A 14,732-nucleotide genomic window follows, 5' to 3' on the forward strand; every position below is an offset into this window, starting at 1 on the left:
CCCATAATGGAGACCCAGCGAGGAGCAGCGACCCATGACCATTGACACGTTCGCGAACCCGTGGCCGCCCCGCGAGGACGTCGCGATCACCTCCGTGCGGGCGGTCGCGACCGCCCCCGACGGCACCGCGCTCGTCGTCGTGCGCGTCGACACGAACGTGCCCGGCCTCTACGGGCTCGGCTGCGCGACCTTCACGCAGCGGTGGAAGGCCGTGGTGTCGTTCGTGAACGACCACCTCGCGCGCCTCCTCGTCGGCCGCTACCCCGGCGACATCGGGGACCTCACCCGCCTCGCCGCGTTCACCGGGTACTGGCGCGGCGGGCCCGTCACCAACAACGCGATCTCCGGGATCGACCAGGCGCTGTGGGACATCGCCGGGAAGCGCGCCGGGATGCCCGTCCACGAGCTGCTCGGCGGGAAGGTCCGCGCCGCGGCGGACACGTACCTGCACGCGGCCGGGCGCACCGTGGACGAGGTGATCGAGGACGCGCAGCGCCTCATCGAACGCGGCCAGCGGCACGTCCGGCTCCAGATGTCCACGCCCGGCGGCGGCGGGTACGGCGCCCCGGCCGTGCCCACCGAGTACCCGGACGCGCCCTACCGGAACGGCTGGTCCGCCCGCGACTACCTGCGCCGCACCCCGGCGCTCTTCGAGGCCGCCCGCGACAAGCTCCCCGACCACATCGAGCTGCTGCACGACGTCCACTCCCGGCTCACGCCGAAGGAGGCCGTCTGGCTCGCGCGCGCCCTGGAGCCCTACCGGCTGTTCTTCCTCGAAGACGTGCTCGCCCCCGAGCACTGGGACCGCCTCCCCGAGGTCCGCGCCGCCAGCCCCGTCCCGATCGCGGTCGGCGAGCTGACGACGTCCCTCCAGGACGCGGTGCGGCTGGTACGGGACGGCGGCGTGGACTTCATCCGCAGCCACGTCTCCGACATCGGCGGACTCACCAACGCCCGCAAGGTGGCCGACCTCGCCGAGCTGTGCGGCGTGCGCACCGCCTGGCACGGCCCCGGCGACACGTCCCCGATCGGCGCCGCCGCGAACGTCGCCCTCGACGTGACCTCCGCGGCCTTCGGCATCCAGGAGGGCCACGTCTACAGCGAGCGCGTCCACGAGGTCTTCCCCGGGACGCTCCGCATCGAGGACGGGTGGCTCTACCCGAACGAAGCCCCCGGCTGGGGCATCGACCTGGACGAGGCCGCCGCCGCCAAGTACCCCGCCGAGCTGTCCGGGCACGACGCCTGGGCCGCCGGCGTCCGCAGACCCGACGGCGCACTGGAGGCCCCGTGACCGACCGGCACACCGCACCGACCCGCCCGAGCGACCGGGCCGGTGCGAACCAGTCCGACCTCGGCTCGTTCAACGAGGCCACGATCATCGAGACGATCCGCCAGGCCGGGGCCATCTCCCGCGTCGAGATCGCCGAGAGGACCGGCCTGACGCAGCAGTCGGTCTCGCGCATCCTGCGCATCCTCCTCGAACGCGGCCTCCTCGCCGAGGGCGCCTCCGAGCGCGCCGAGCGCCTCGGCAAGCCCCGCACCCCCGTGCGGCTGCGCGCCGAGGCCGCCCACGCGGTCGGGGCCCTCGTGGACCCCGAGCTCGTCACCGTGGTCCTCACCGACCTCGACGGGACCGCGCTCCACAGGCAGCGCCTCCCCATCGAGCACGGCACGTCCCCGGAGGCGCTGGTGGAGACCATCGCCGCGTGCACCGAGGAGGCCGTGGCCGCCTCGGGGATCGACCGGTCCACGTTCCTGGGCACCGGCGTCGCCGCGCCCGGCCCGATCACCACCGACGGGGAGCTGCTCGACCTGCCGCTGTCGCGCGAGTGGCGCAACGTGCCGCTCCGGTCGATGCTCGCCGCGCGCCTCGACTGCCCCGTGGTCCTGGAGAAGGACGGGGCCGCCGCCGCGGTCGGCGAGCGCTGGGTCGGGCGCACCGAGCGCGCCAGCGACTTCGTGTACCTGTACTTCGGGACCGGCATCGGCTCCGGCCTCGTCCTCAACGGCGAGACCTACCGGGGCATGAGCGCCAACGCGGGCGAGTTCGGGCAGCTGTGCGCCGTCAGGTCCGGGCGCGTGGACGACTCCGGCCGCCCCCGCCTCGTGCGCGAGTGCAACCCGACCGCCGCGCTCCCCGAGATCGCCCGCGAACTCGGCTACAACGGCACGGCCGCAACGTATCTGGAGATGTGCGCCGAGGTCGGCGCGGGCGACCCGGCCGCCACCGCGGCGGCCCGGCAGATCGCCGACGTCATCGCGCTCGGCGCGGTCGCCCTCATCGACCTGCTCGACCTGCCGCTGCTCGTCGTCGGCGGGCCCGCGTTCGAGCCCCAGATCGAGGCCCTCACCCTCGACGCGATCGACAAGGCCGTCAACACCATGCCCACCGCCCGGCACGCCCGGCACGTCGCCGTGGAGCGCTCGATGGTGAAGACCGAGGCGGGCGCCATCGGCGCGGCCTCCACGATCTTCCACGCCGCGTTCGCGCCCTCGGTGCGCCGCACCCGGGGGTACGGCCTGTGAACCGGCTCGCCGCGGGCGACTACACCGTGGACGTCGATCCCGTCGGCGCCCGCATCGCCTCGATCCGCCACGCCCCCACCGGGACCGAGTTCCTCCTGACCGTCCCGTGGGGCGGCGAGGACTGGAGCGGCGCCTACCAGTCCGCGAACTCGAACGAGGAGTGGCACCGCCGGTACGCGGGCGGGTGGCACACGCTCGTGCCCAACGCCGGGGACGCGCGCACCCTCGACGGGATCGCCCACCCCTTCCACGGCGAGGCCGCATGGCGGCGGTGGCAATCGGTTGGAGCCGACGCCGCCTCCTGCGAGCTCGCGGTGGTCCTGCGCACCGCGCCGCTCACCGTGCGCCGCAGAGTCGAGGCGACCGGGGCCGGGGTCCGCGTCACCCAGACCGTCGCCAACCACGGGGCCGCCGACGCGGCCTTCACCTGGGTCGAGCACCCGGCGTTCGGCCCGGCCCTCATCGGCCCCGACGCGGTCGTCACCATCGGCGGGGACCGCGTGGACGCCCGCTTCGACGCGCACAGCGGCTTCCAGGAGCTGCGCGCGAAGGGCCGCGGCACCGCCGCGATCCGCAACGGCCGCACGGCGGCCGTGCTCGCCTGGGACCCCGAGCCGTTCCCCTATCTCTACGTCTGGCAGGAGCACCGCGCGAACACCGGGTTCCCGTGGTGGGGCGCGGCCGACACCATCGCCCTCGAACCGGCCTCCCGGCCCTACGAGCACGACGGCGGCCCGCTCGGCCCGCTCGTGCTCGCCCCGGGCGCGTCCATGACCGCCGTGTTCGACCTGACCTGCACCGTCGACCCGAAGGAGCCCTCATGACCAGCATCGGCGTCCAGTGCTTCACCCTGCGCGACGAGTTCCCCGCGCACGGCGTGTACGAGACCTTCCGGAAGGTCCGCGACATCGGCTACCGCACCGCGGAGGTCTCCGCGCTGGCGATGACCAAGGAGAACGTCGCCGAACTCGTGCGCGCCCGCGAGGAGCTCGGCTTCGCGTTCGCGTCCATCTCGGGCGGGCTCGCCGGCGAGGAGTCGCTGACGACCGCGTTCGACAAGTTCGTCGGCGACGCGCACGCCCTCGGCGCGGACATGATCCGCATCGGGATGCTCCCGCCCGAGGCCATGCGGGACCCGGCCACGGTGGCGGCGTTCGCCGACGACTGCCAGGAGGCGGCCGTTCGCCTTGCGGACCACGGCATCCGGCTCCACTACCACAACCACCACGTGGACTTCGCGAAGTACGGGGGCCGGCACCTGCTCGACGTCATCGCCGAGCGCGCCCCGCTGGTGGGCCTGGAGATCGACGCGCACTGGGTCCAGCGCGGCGGCCTCGACCCCGTGGCGACCCTCCGCAGGTACGCCGGGCGCGTGTCCATGGTCCACCTCAAGGACTACCGGATCGCGCGCCTGCCCGAGGAGGTCTACACCGCCCTGGACGCGGGCGACCGCGGCCCGTGGCAGGAGGCCATGCGGGACGTCGTCCAGTTCGCGGAGGTCGGCGAGGGCAACCTCGACTTCCCGTCGATCATCGACGCCGCCATCGCGATCGGCGCCGACCACCTCCTGGTCGAGCAGGACGAGTTCTACGGCCGCACCGCGATCGAGTGCCTGACGACCTCGTACCTCAACCTCGTCGCGATGGGCTACGGCGAGCTGTTCTAGGGGGTGTCTAGGGGTGCCAGACCTGCGAGGGGCCCGTGGAGCCGCGGACGATGAGCTGGGTCGCCAGCTCCTCGCGCGGGGCGTCGCGCGGCGGGTCGGCCATGATCCGCAGCAGCATCCGCATCGCGGCCTCGCCCATCTCGGCGATCGGCTGGCGCACCGTCGTCAGGGCCGGGCGCAGCCACTGCACCTCGGGCAGGTCGTCGAAGCCGACGACGCTCAGATCGGCCGGGAGGCGCAGGCCCAGCGACTCGGCGGCGTCGTACACGCCCGCGGCGATGTTGTCGGTGCACGCGAAGATCCCGGTTGGCGGGTGCGCGGTGTCGAGCAGCGCCGCGGCGCCCTCGGCGGCCCCCGTCTCGGTCCACTCGATGAACGCCACCTCCACTTCGATGCCCGCATGCGCTGCGGCCGAACGGAACCCGTCCACGCGCGCCTGCGTGTACAGGGCCCGCCGGTCGGCCCCGAGCACCGCGAGCCGCTCGTGGCCCAGCTCGATGAGGTGCTCGGCCGCGGCCCGGCCGCCCGCCCAGTTCGCCGCCCCCACGCTCGCCACAGTGGACGGCGGCTGCGTCACCGGGTCGAGCAGGACCACCGGGACGCGCGCTGCGGCGAGCGTCGCGAGCTGCCCGGCCGTCACGTCGACCAGCGCGAGCACCGCGCCCCGCAGGTTCCGCTCCAGCAGGCGGGTGAGCCACGCGCCGTCCCTGCGCGCCACCGAGACCACCAGGTCCACCCCGGCGGCCGTGGCCGCCCGCTCGACGCCCATGAGCGCCCGGTTGGCCCACGTGCCCTCCACGCCGCTCAACACGAGGTCCACAAGCGACGGACGATCGGTCCGCGGCACCGTGCCGCGCCCCGACCGCCCCCGGTACCCCAGGTCGGCCACGGCCCGCATCACCCGCTCGCGCGTCGCCGCGGACACGTCCGAGCGCCCGCTGAGGACCTTCGAGGCCGTCGGCACCGTCGTCCCGGCCGCCTCGGCCACGTCGGCGAGCGTCGTCCGCCGCTGCTGCTCCTGCATGGCCGCAGCATACCGAGCACCCGAAAACTTGCGCAACTCGGCCGCCGAAAATCGGGCTGGCTATAGCGCGAAACTCTTGACATAATCAACCGATGGCACCTGACCGGTGCCGAAACTTGCGCAACATTTGGAGCCAAGCAATGCCTACTGCGGAGAACAAGCGCGCGCTGGTCGTGCGCGGCGGATGGGACGGGCACCAGCCCGTCGAGGCCACCGACTCGTTCCTGCCCTTCCTCAAGGAGCACGGCTACGACGTCCGCGTCGAGGACGCCACCGCCGTCTACGCCGACGCCGGGTACATGGCCACGGTCGACCTCGTCGTCCAGACCAACACCATGAACACCATCGAGCGCGACGAGCTGCACGGCCTCATCGCCGCCGTCGAGAACGGCGCGGGCATGGCGGGCTGGCACGGCGGCATCGCCGACTCCTACCGCAACAGCTCCGACTACCTCCAGTTCATCGGCGGCCAGTTCGCCACCCACCCCACCCGCGCCCCGCGCGAGGAGCTCAAGGGCGAGGCCGCCGACTGCTTCACGCACTACACCGTGAACATCGTCCCCGACCAGGCCGACCACCCGATCGTCAAGGGCATCGCGGACTTCGACCTCCACACCGAGCAGTACTGGGTCCTCTCCGACGAGCTCAACGACGTCCTCGCGACCACCACCATCCCCGTCACCCCCTACCACCCGTGGCACCGGCCCGTCACCTGCCCGGCCGTGTGGACCCGCCGGTGGGGCCAGGGCCGCATCTTCGTCGCCACCCCCGGCCACGACACCGGCGTCCTCGCGGACCAGAACGTGCGCACCATCATCGAGAGGGGCATCCTGTGGGCCAGCCGCTGAACATCGGCATCGTCGGCGTCGGAGCGATCTCCGGCCAGTACCTCGCCGCCTTCGAGCGCCTCGACGCCGTGCGCCTCGCCGCCGTCGCCGACCTCGACGAGGCCCGCGCCAAGGAGGTGGCCGACGCCCACGGCGCCCGCGCCCTCACCGTGGACGCCCTCCTCGCCGACCCCGAGGTGGACCTCGTCCTCAACCTCACGATCCCCGCCGCCCACGCCGACATCGCCCTGCGCGCCATCGCCGCGGGCAAGGACGTCTACGGCGAGAAGCCCCTCGCCGCCGACCTCGGCGACGCCAAGGCCGTCCTCGACGCCGCCCGCGAGGCGGGCGTGCGCGTCGGCTGCGCCCCCGACACCGTCCTGGGCACCGGCATCCAGACCGCCCGCAAGGCCGTGGACGACGGCCTCATCGGCGCTCCGGTCGCCGCCACCGCCTCGATGCTCTGCCCCGGCCACGAGCGCTGGCACCCGAACCCGGACTTCTACTACGTCCCCGGCGGCGGCCCCCTGCTCGACATGGGCCCCTACTACGTGACCGCGCTCGTGACGCTCCTGGGCCCCGTCGCCTCCGTCGTCGGCGCCGCCAGCCACACCCGCGACACCCGCGTCATCGGCTCCGGCCCCCGTGCAGGCGAGACGATCCCGGTCTCCGTCGACACCCACGTCACCGGCGTCCTGCGCCACGAGTCTGGGGCCCTCTCCACCCTCGTCATGAGTTTCGACTCGGTCGCCACCCGCGCCTCCAACATCGAGGTCCACGGCCAGACCGGCTCCCTCATCGTCCCCGACCCCAACCACTTCGACGGCGAGGTCCGCCTCCACGCCCTCGGCGGCGAGTGGGAGACCCTCCCGCCCTCCGCGGGCTACCGCGGCGCCGGCCGCGGCTACGGCGTCGCCGACCTCGCCACCACCCCGCCCGGCCAACCCTTCCGCGCCAACGGCGACCTCGCCTACCACGTCCTCGAAACCATGACCGCCCTCCTCCGCGCCGCCCACGAGGGCACCGCGATCACGGTCGAGAGCACCTGCGCCCGCCCCGCCGCGGTCCCCCTCCAGGACGCGCCCGGCGAATAGCGGACCGAGCGTGACAAGGGACGGACGCAAAGCGATCGGATCGGGTGTTCGAGCAGGTAAAGGGGATTAGACGCAAGGTAGATCAAAGGGCGTCTATCAATGTTTCTAGACTCGGGATCATGCAGCACAACCCCGCAATGGCAGCGATCGGCGTCGAGCTCGGCGGGCCGAATGTCACGCTGTCGGTCCGACGCGGCGACCAGGAGACCGAGATCCGTTGCCTGGACGGCGAAGCGACGCTTGAAGCCGTGCTCGGGCGGGTCCGGGACGCCAGGGACGAGGCCGCGGGGGCGGTGCCCGCTCCCGTCGGCTTCGCCGTCCCCGCGTCGTGGGGCGCGCCCCGGCGGCAGGAGCTCGTGTACCTGGCGCGGGAGGCCGGGCTCGGCGAGGTCGAGGTCATGGCCGGGCCCGAGGCCGCCGCGGTCTGCTACGTGGAGGGCCTCGGGCGCGAGCTGGAGGCCGGGGCCGGGCTCGTCGTGTGCGACCTGGGCGCGAACACCTTCGACGTGACCGTGGTCGTGCGCGGCGAGGACGACTTCCAGCACCGCGCCTCCGCGAGCACCGCCGCCGTCGGCGGCCGCGAGTTCGACCAGCTCCTCTTCGCGTACCTCTCGGGCCGCTACCGCGACACCGACCCCGACTTCTGGGACAAGGTGGACGCCCCGGCGACGGTCGAGGACGAGGCCCTGCGCGCCGCGCTCCTCGCCGAGATCCGCGGCGCCCGCGAACTCATCTCCAAGCGTCCCAGGGCGGGCGTGCCGCTCCCCGTGGGCGAGCGCGACCTCCACCTCACCCGCGACGAGCTCGAAGCGTGCATCGCCGAACTCGTCGACCAGGCCGCCGACCTCGCTGTTGCGACGATCGCCGAGGCCGACACCGCCGTCACCGGCCTCATCCTCGTCGGCGGCGCCAGCCGCACCCCGCTCCTGGCGACCGCGCTCGCGGCCCGGACCGGCCTCGAACCGGTCCTGCCCGCGTTCCCCGAGGCCGCCGGGGCAGACGGCGCGCGGATCGTCGCGCTCGCCAACGCCCCCGTCGCCGACGTCAAGGGCCGCCCGAACCGCAGGAAGCGCCTGGTCGTCCTCGCGGCCGTGCTCGTGCCGCTGGTCGCCGCGGGCGCGGTGTACGGCAACCAGCTCCGCGACGACGACCCGCCGGAGGCCATCGCCTCCGAATCGCCCGAGCCGACTGCGACCGCCGCGAGCGAGGCCCCGACCTCCCCCGACGAGGAGGGCGACACCGGCGGCGCGGGAGGCCAGGAGGCCCCGGGCTCGCCGAACGCGGTGGAGTCCGAAGCGGCCGAGGAGGAGTCGGAGAGCGACCCGACCACCGAGGCCCCCGAGGCCCCCACCTCCGGCGGCGTCCCCGAGGTCACGGGCCTGACCGCGAACGAGGCCGAAGCGGCGCTGAACGGCGCCGGCTTCGCCGAGGTCGCCCGCACCGGCGACCAGGAGGGCCTCTTCGGCCCCTACTACGACGACTGCGAAGTCATCGCCCAGGACCCCGCCGCGGGCGAGGAGCGCGCCTTCGCCGACACGATCACGATCACCTACTCCTACAGCGGCACCGACGAGACCGTCTGCGACTAGGGCCTGTTCGGGAATCCGCGGGACCGGCGGGTCAGTCGAGCTCCGTGGCGAAGTGGAACGCCCTGATGGTGAGCCGCTCGCGCATGTAGAAGCGGTGGGCGTCGCGCCGGTGGGTGCCGGAGTCCAGATGGAGTGCGGTGCAGCCGAGTTCGCGCCCCCGCCGTTCGAGGTGCTCAAGGAGGGCGCTGCCGATTCCGGTTGAGCGGGCGTCGGCCGCCGTCACCAGGTCGTCGACGTAGAGCATCCGCAGCCGGTTGGTGTTCGCCACGGTGCGCCACCCCGCCACCCCCACGCAGCGGCCCTCCGCGTACGCCGCGGTGAACCGCAGGCCCTGCGGGTGCCCCTCGTCGTACACGGCGAGGAAGTCCTCGGCGCTCAGGTCCGGCCGGAGTTCTCGAAGGACCGGGAGCAGTTCGGTGGTGAGGCGGGCGTCCGCGGGCGGGATGTCGATGATCTCCATCGCGGAATCCTATGCGGCGCGACCGCGGCCCCGGCGTGCGTGGTCGGCCGGGGCCGGTTCGCGGTTACGGGTGGGTTCCGGCTCCGACCGTTTCGGGGGCGGGGGAGTGGAGGCGCAGGGACTCCTGTTCGGCGGGGTCGGTGCGGGCGACGAGGGCGGTGACGTCCTCGTCGCCGACAATGGGCTGGTGGAGCATGCCCGCGGGGATGTAGACCATGTCGCCGGGTTCGAGGTCGGCCAGGTGCTGGAGCTCGTCGCCGTAGCGGATCTGGTGGCGTCCGGAGAGGACGTAGATCGCCGACTCGTGGCCGTCGTGCATGTGGGCGCGGGTCTCGGTGCGGGCCTCGATGAACACCCGGTGCAGGCACAGGCGCTCGGACCCGGCCGACTCGCGGGACACCCCCGCGGAGAACCGGCCGCCCTGCGCACCCGTGTAGGTGCCGTTCTCGTTCTTCATAATTACGACATTCATGGACAAAACGTACATGACGCCGCGGCGGCAGCCACCCTTTGGGCCGTTCTCAGTGTGTCGCTGGTGAACCGGTGCGGAACGCTATCGCCTACCGGCCTCGGTTTCGCTCACGTGTAGCGCCTGGGCGATCATCCCGAGGGTCGCCCAGTCCACCAGGGCGCGCCTGCGGATCTCGCCGTAGGACGCGAGCTCGATCCAGGTGCGCTCCGTGCCGCCGTCGCCGTGCGGCACGTCCCGCTGCGCGCGGAACCACTCCAGCTCGGCCTCGGTGATCTCGGCGGCGAACAGGTGCGCGCGGTGGGCCGAGACGGTGGCCGCGACCTGGCGGACCCCGACGGGCCGCAGCCGGTCCGCGGTGAACGACATGCCGGTCTCCTCCCGGACCTCGTCGAGGGCCTGGACGGCCGGGTCGACCTGGCCGCGGCTGGAGCCGCCGGGGAGCTCGTGGACGAAGCCGTCGGGGGTCGAAGCGGGGGAGCGGAACTCGCGCACCAGCACGATCACCGTCTCGTCCAGGGTCGCGCCGGGCCGGTACAGCAGCACCTGCGAGGTGTCGGGCCGGGAGAGGACGACCTCGTTGGTCTTCACGCGGTCCTCGGCGCTCACGCGGACCCGCACGTGCGCGGCCCAGAACACGACGTCCTCGCGCCGCGCCCCGGACCGGAACGTCCACTCCAGACTCGCGCCTTCGAGGACGTTGCCCGCGTGGACCTGCGCCCGGTACCAGGTCTGGAAGCTCTCGGTGCGCCACACCAGGAGCGGCACCGACCGCTCCCCGCCCTCGCGCCGCGCCCCGTCCCCGATCATCGCCAGCGCCGCGGCGACGGTGTCGCCGAGCCGCTCGGCGACCGGCACCCCGCGGGACTCGGCGAGGTGGCGCAGGTACTCGTTTTTCACCGCCTCCGGGGGCGCCCCGTAGACGACCTTTCCGGTGGCGTACCAGATGCCCCACTCGATGTTCGTGGTCAGCGCGGGCATGGTCGCCAGGTCGCGCGGGACCCAGAACAGCACCACGTCCGCGTCGTGCATCGCGCGGTGCTCCCACTCGATCTGTCCGGTGTAGTCGGTGAGGACGCCCTCGCGCAGCTCCGGCGTGAAGACCACGAGCCGCCCCGGGCGCGTCCACTGATCGCGCAGGAGCGCGATCGCCTCGGGGTTCCACGAGGCGACCCCCGGGTCCCGCGGCAGCGGCCCGGCGAGGAACACCGCGGCGTCCCACCACTGGGGAGGGGTCTCGTTCGCATGCACCACAACGACTTCGGACGCCACCGGGACTCCCCTCGACACGTGTTCGGGCCGACCCAGTCTACGCCCGCGCCGCCCTCGTGGCCCGGGTTGCGCGGTCTCCGATCAGGGGCGGGAGGGGGCGGCGGGGCGTCCGCTGAGGTGTGCGGCGAGATGGGCGACGAGGTCGGCGGCGTCGGCGGCGGCGCCGTCGATGAAGGTGGAGCGGCGGCGGCGCAGCACCGGCAGGCCCGTGACGTACAGGCCGGGCCAGTCCACGACCCCGCCGTCGTGGCGCAGGCGCCCCTTGTAGTCGAAGACCGGCAGCTCGACCCAGGAGAGGTCGGGCTTGATCCCGGTGGCCCACACGACGGTCCGGATCTCCCCGCGCGCCAGATCCAGGCCCAGGAGCGGCCGCTCGGGCACCAGCGTCGGCTCGGGCCGCTCGCCGCGCCCGCCCGCGTGCGCGTCGAAGCCGTCGAGGAGCCGGTTGAGCTTGAGGTCGGCGAGGGCCGCGACGTTCCGCAGCGACCCCGAGAACTGCGCCGCGCCGTCCCTGATCCCCGCGAGCTTGCCCACCAGGCGCACCCCCTGCGATTGCAGCGCATTGAAGTCCACGGTCCGGTCGCCGCCCGCGAGCTGGAACGAGGCCAGGTTCCGGGCCCGCACGACGTCGTCGATCTCCCCGAGCCCCTGGTCCAGGACGCCCGCCGCGTCGAGCCACCACATGACGTCGCGCCCGCGGTAGCGCCGCGGCACGCGCACGTGCTCCCCGGTGGCGAGCGTGACCGGCCGCCCCGAGCGGTGCAGCTCCTCGGCGATCTGCACGCCGCTGGCGGCCCCGCCGACGACGAGGACGCCGCCGTCCGCGAGCTGGGAGGGATTCCGGTAGTCCAGGGCCGCGACGGAATCGACGCCCGGAGGGAGCGCCGCCGCGAGCGCAGGGAGCGGCGAGGCCGTCAGCCCCGCGGCGAGCACCACGGCCCGCGCCCGCCACTCGCCCCGGTCGGTCGCGACGGTGAAGCCGTGTTCGGCGGCCCGCACCGCGGTCACGGTGGTGCCCGTGCGCACCGGCGCCTCCGCGACCGCCGCGTACCCGGCGATGAACTCGGCGGTCTCGGCCGCGGTCAGGTACCCGTCGGGGTCGGCGCCGCCGTAGCGGTGCCCGGGCAGGCGGGTCATCCAGTTCGGCGTGAGCAGCCGCAGCGAGTCCCAGCGCTGCGTCCGCCACGAGTGCGCCACCCGGCCGCGCTCGATGACCACATGGTCGATCGAGCGCTCGGCCAGGCGGCGGCTGACGGCGAGGCCGGAGTGGCCGGCGCCGACGACGACGGCGGTCGCGGTCGGCATCAGGAGGGGCGGTTGACGTTCACGTCGACGTTCGTCGGGTTCGTGAGCGCGTCGTAGACCGCCGAGCGCTTCTGCGACTGCGCCACGATCGCCGCGATGTCCTCCTGCGAGGCGTCGGCGTCGATCTCGTAGTCCACGGTGATGTTCGAGAACCCGTTGCGCACCTCCGGGTCCGCGCCGAGGATGCCGTGCAGGTCGAAGTCGGCCTTCACGACCGCGCGGACCGAGTTGAGCTTCACCTGCCGCGCCTGCGCCACCGCCGCGACGCCCGCGGTCAGGCAGCTCCCGAGCGCCACGAGCACGTACTCGGCGGGCGTGATCCCGTGGTCGGCGGCCGCGAACTGCGGCGGGTGGTCGGCGTCGAACGTGAACTTCTTCGTGTGCGACTGCTCGCCGCCGAGCCCGTAGAAGGTCTCGACCTCCGTGAGGCTGTGGGTGCCCTTCACCCACTCCACGGTGGAGCGCCACTCGAACTTGGCGAGCTCCGGCGAGTCGGCCAGCGCGGCGCGCGCCCCGAACAGGGCCTCGACGTTGACGCCGTTGTCGACGGCGGGTGCGGTGTCGGTCATGCGTTGCCTCCAAGGCGTTTCGGTGTGATTCAGCGGATCGACTTCCGGGCGGTGATCTGCCCGGTGTCGAAGCCCAGCAGGTGCAGCCCGCCGTGGAAGCGGGCGTGCTCGATCTTCAGGCAGCGGTCCATCACCACGGTGAGCCCGCGCGCCTCGGCGTCCACGGCAGCGGCCTCGTTCCAGATGCCCAGCTGCACCCACAGCACCGGCGGCTCGCCCTCCGGCGTGCGCAGGGGCGCGACCTCGTCCACGACGGCCGGTATGCCGTCGGGCCTGCGGAAGACGTCCACGATGTCGGGGACCTCCGGCAGGTCCGCGAGCGAGGCGTGCACCGGCACTCCGAGCACCGTTTGCCCCGCCGCGTTGGGGTTGACGAAGTGGACGGTGTAGTCCGTGGACTGCACCAGGTAGGTGCCCACGAAGTAGCTCGCGCGCGCCGGGTTGGGGGAGAAGCCGACCACCGCGACCGAGCGCGCCCGGCGCAGGATGCCGAGCCGCTCCTTCGCGCCCGGCCCCAGCCAGGTCCGCTCCGAGCGCAGCCGCCGCGCGAGCGGCGAGGACGCGGGCAGGGCGCACGTGAGGCCGTTCGCCAGCCGCGCCTGGACGAAGTCCGCCATCACGCCACCGCCTTCGCGAGCGCCCGGTCCAGATCGTGCACGATGTCCTCCACGTCCTCGATGCCGACGCTGATGCGCACCAGGCCCGGCTCCACCCCGGCCTCGGCGAGCCGCTGCTCGCTCAGCTGCGAGTGGGTCGTGGACGCCGGGTGGATGACGAGGGTCTTCGCGTCGCCGATGTTCGCCAGATGGCTCGCCAGGTCGAGCGATTCGATGAACCGCCGCCCCGCGTCCCGCCCGCCCCTGACGCCGAAGCCGAACACGCTCCCGGGCCCGGCGGGCAGGTACTTCGCGGCCCGCTCGTGGTGCGGGTGGCCCGGCAGGCCAGCCCAGTTGACGAACTCGACCCGCGGGTCCCCCTCCAGCCACTCGGCCACCGTGCGCGCGTTGTCGACGTGCTGCTGGACGCGCAGCGGCAGCGTCTCGACGCCGAGCGCGAGGAGCCACGCCGACTGCGGCGAGAGCGTCGGCCCGATGTTGCGCAGCTGCTCGGTGCGCAGGCGCGTGAGGAACGCGAACTCGCCGAAGTTCCCGTTCCACGTCAGGCCCCCGTAGTGGGGGACCGGCTCGTCGAACAGCGGGAACCGCGGGTTGCGCCAGTCGAAGCGGCCCGACTCGACCACGACGCCCCCGAGCGTCGTCCCGTGCCCGCCGAGGAACTTCGTCGCCGAGTGGATCACGATGTCGGCGCCCCATTCGAAGGGCCGGTTCAGGTACGGGGTCGGGATGGTCGAGTCGATCACGAGCGGCACGCCCTCGGCGTGCGCCGCGTCCGCGAGGCCCTCGATGTCGGCGATCTCCCCGGAGGGGTTCGCGACGGTCTCGGCGAACACGAGCTTGGTCCGGTCGGTGATCGCCGCCGCGTAGTCCTTCGGGTCGTCGGAGTGGACGAACGTCGTCTCGATCCCGAAGCGCCGCAGCGTGGTGTCGAGCTGCGTGACGGTGCCGCCGTAGAGCTGGGCGCTGGCGACGACGTGGTCGCCGGCCCCGGCGAGGGACGCGAACGTGATGAACTCGGCGGAGAGGCCGCTGGCGGTGGCGACGGCGCCGAGGCCGCCCTCCAGGCTCGCCACGCGCTCCTCGAAGCTCGCGACGGTGGGGTTGGAGACGCGGGAGTAGATGTTGCCGTACTTCTGGAGCGCGAACCGGGCCGCGGCGTCGGCGGTGTCGTCGAAGACGAACGAGGCGGACTGGTAGACCGGCAGGGCGCGGGCGCCGCTGACGGCGTCGGGGATGTTGCCCGCGTGGACGGCCCGCGTCCGGAACCCGTACTCGCGATCGGCCATGCGCCGTCCTTCCACCAATGGATTAGCT

15 protein-coding genes are annotated in these 14,732 nt (G+C 73.4%); 7 read left to right on the top strand and 8 right to left on the bottom strand.

Annotated features, from left to right (window positions below):
• Positions 1-34: 34 nt before the first annotated feature.
• The 4 genes from ACFFXY_RS09390 to ACFFXY_RS09405 are packed head-to-tail and all read left to right on the top strand — an operon-like array spanning position 35 to position 4,192.
• A complete protein-coding gene (locus ACFFXY_RS09390; RefSeq protein ID WP_382348858.1) occupies positions 35-1,291 on the top strand; it encodes an enolase C-terminal domain-like protein in 1,257 nt (418 codons plus the stop codon).
• Positions 1,288-2,526, top strand: coding sequence for an ROK family transcriptional regulator (locus ACFFXY_RS09395; RefSeq protein ID WP_382348861.1), 1,239 nt, complete (start codon positions 1,288-1,290; stop codon positions 2,524-2,526). Before ACFFXY_RS09390 ends, ACFFXY_RS09395 begins: the two co-directional genes overlap by 4 nt.
• Positions 2,523-3,350, top strand: a complete 828-nt coding sequence (locus tag ACFFXY_RS09400) for a hypothetical protein (protein ID WP_382348864.1) — start codon at positions 2,523-2,525, stop codon at positions 3,348-3,350. Before ACFFXY_RS09395 ends, ACFFXY_RS09400 begins: the two co-directional genes overlap by 4 nt.
• Positions 3,347-4,192 (top strand): sugar phosphate isomerase/epimerase family protein, encoded by an 846-nt coding sequence (locus ACFFXY_RS09405; RefSeq protein WP_382348867.1) that lies wholly within the window; start codon positions 3,347-3,349, stop codon positions 4,190-4,192. Before ACFFXY_RS09400 ends, ACFFXY_RS09405 begins: the two co-directional genes overlap by 4 nt.
• 7 nt (positions 4,193-4,199) lie before the next feature.
• On the opposite strand, the gene ACFFXY_RS09410 is transcribed toward ACFFXY_RS09405, so the two are convergent.
• Positions 4,200-5,216 carry a LacI family DNA-binding transcriptional regulator gene (locus tag ACFFXY_RS09410; RefSeq protein WP_382348870.1) on the bottom strand — a complete coding sequence of 339 codons (1,017 nt, stop codon included), beginning with the start codon at positions 5,214-5,216 and terminating at the stop codon, positions 4,200-4,202.
• A gap of 140 nt (positions 5,217-5,356) precedes the next feature.
• Between ACFFXY_RS09410 and ACFFXY_RS09415 the strand changes: the two genes are divergently transcribed.
• From ACFFXY_RS09415 to ACFFXY_RS09425, 3 genes are all read left to right on the top strand, one after another.
• A complete protein-coding gene (locus tag ACFFXY_RS09415; protein ID WP_382348873.1) occupies positions 5,357-6,064 on the top strand; it encodes a ThuA domain-containing protein in 708 nt (235 codons plus the stop codon).
• On the top strand, positions 6,049-7,137 hold the full coding sequence (locus ACFFXY_RS09420) for a Gfo/Idh/MocA family protein (RefSeq protein ID WP_382348876.1): 1,089 nt from the start codon (positions 6,049-6,051) through the stop codon (positions 7,135-7,137). Before ACFFXY_RS09415 ends, ACFFXY_RS09420 begins: the two co-directional genes overlap by 16 nt.
• A gap of 119 nt (positions 7,138-7,256) precedes the next feature.
• On the top strand, positions 7,257-8,726 hold the full coding sequence (locus ACFFXY_RS09425; protein WP_382348879.1) for an Hsp70 family protein: 1,470 nt from the start codon (positions 7,257-7,259) through the stop codon (positions 8,724-8,726).
• Between the two features lie 31 nt (positions 8,727-8,757).
• Here ACFFXY_RS09425 and ACFFXY_RS09430 read toward each other — a convergent pair whose 3' ends face one another.
• The 7 genes from ACFFXY_RS09430 to ACFFXY_RS09460 form a co-directional block, all read right to left on the bottom strand.
• Complete coding sequence (locus ACFFXY_RS09430) at positions 8,758-9,186, bottom strand: GNAT family N-acetyltransferase (RefSeq protein WP_382348882.1); 429 nt, start codon at positions 9,184-9,186, stop codon at positions 8,758-8,760.
• A 64-nt stretch (positions 9,187-9,250) separates the two neighbouring features.
• A complete protein-coding gene (locus tag ACFFXY_RS09435; protein ID WP_382348885.1) occupies positions 9,251-9,658 on the bottom strand; it encodes a cupin domain-containing protein in 408 nt (135 codons plus the stop codon).
• A gap of 81 nt (positions 9,659-9,739) precedes the next feature.
• Positions 9,740-10,927: a nucleoside 2-deoxyribosyltransferase domain-containing protein gene (locus ACFFXY_RS09440; RefSeq protein ID WP_382348888.1), complete on the bottom strand. Its 1,188-nt coding sequence runs from the start codon at positions 10,925-10,927 to the stop codon at positions 9,740-9,742.
• A gap of 81 nt (positions 10,928-11,008) precedes the next feature.
• The gene (locus ACFFXY_RS09445) at positions 11,009-12,232 is read right to left on the bottom strand and encodes an NAD(P)-binding domain-containing protein (RefSeq protein WP_382348891.1); all 1,224 of its coding nucleotides are present in this window, start codon (positions 12,230-12,232) and stop codon (positions 11,009-11,011) included.
• Positions 12,232-12,801 carry an OsmC family protein gene (locus ACFFXY_RS09450; RefSeq protein ID WP_382348894.1) on the bottom strand — a complete coding sequence of 190 codons (570 nt, stop codon included), beginning with the start codon at positions 12,799-12,801 and terminating at the stop codon, positions 12,232-12,234. The genes ACFFXY_RS09445 and ACFFXY_RS09450 overlap by 1 nt, the downstream gene beginning before the upstream one ends.
• Before the next feature lie 29 nt (positions 12,802-12,830).
• On the bottom strand, positions 12,831-13,418 hold the full coding sequence (locus tag ACFFXY_RS09455) for a CoA-binding protein (RefSeq protein ID WP_382348897.1): 588 nt from the start codon (positions 13,416-13,418) through the stop codon (positions 12,831-12,833).
• Complete coding sequence (locus ACFFXY_RS09460; protein WP_382348900.1) at positions 13,418-14,704, bottom strand: O-acetylhomoserine aminocarboxypropyltransferase/cysteine synthase family protein; 1,287 nt, start codon at positions 14,702-14,704, stop codon at positions 13,418-13,420. Before ACFFXY_RS09460 ends, ACFFXY_RS09455 begins: the two co-directional genes overlap by 1 nt.
• Positions 14,705-14,732 lie beyond the last annotated feature (28 nt).

It is taken from the genome of Glycomyces mayteni (assembly GCF_042428885.1).
Taxonomy (GTDB): Bacteria; Actinomycetota; Actinomycetes; order Mycobacteriales; family Micromonosporaceae; genus Glycomyces; species Glycomyces mayteni.

Bases quoted from the DNA above. Each gene is read 5' to 3' on its own strand.
- ACFFXY_RS09390 (WP_382348858.1), top strand. From the start codon at position 35: ATGACCATTGACACGTTCGCGAACCCGTGGCCGCCCCGCGAGGACGTC.
- ACFFXY_RS09405 (WP_382348867.1), top strand. From the start codon at position 3,347: ATGACCAGCATCGGCGTCCAGTGCTTCACCCTGCGCGACGAGTTCCCC.
- ACFFXY_RS09410 (WP_382348870.1), bottom strand. From the start codon at position 5,216: ATGCAGGAGCAGCAGCGGCGGACGACGCTCGCCGACGTGGCCGAGGCG.
- ACFFXY_RS09415 (WP_382348873.1), top strand. From the start codon at position 5,357: ATGCCTACTGCGGAGAACAAGCGCGCGCTGGTCGTGCGCGGCGGATGG.
- ACFFXY_RS09425 (WP_382348879.1), top strand. From the start codon at position 7,257: ATGCAGCACAACCCCGCAATGGCAGCGATCGGCGTCGAGCTCGGCGGG.
- ACFFXY_RS09430 (WP_382348882.1), bottom strand. From the start codon at position 9,186: ATGGAGATCATCGACATCCCGCCCGCGGACGCCCGCCTCACCACCGAA.
- ACFFXY_RS09435 (WP_382348885.1), bottom strand. From the start codon at position 9,658: ATGAATGTCGTAATTATGAAGAACGAGAACGGCACCTACACGGGTGCG.
- ACFFXY_RS09445 (WP_382348891.1), bottom strand. From the start codon at position 12,232: ATGCCGACCGCGACCGCCGTCGTCGTCGGCGCCGGCCACTCCGGCCTC.
- ACFFXY_RS09450 (WP_382348894.1), bottom strand. From the start codon at position 12,801: ATGACCGACACCGCACCCGCCGTCGACAACGGCGTCAACGTCGAGGCC.
- ACFFXY_RS09455 (WP_382348897.1), bottom strand. From the start codon at position 13,418: ATGGCGGACTTCGTCCAGGCGCGGCTGGCGAACGGCCTCACGTGCGCC.
- ACFFXY_RS09460 (WP_382348900.1), bottom strand. From the start codon at position 14,704: ATGGCCGATCGCGAGTACGGGTTCCGGACGCGGGCCGTCCACGCGGGC.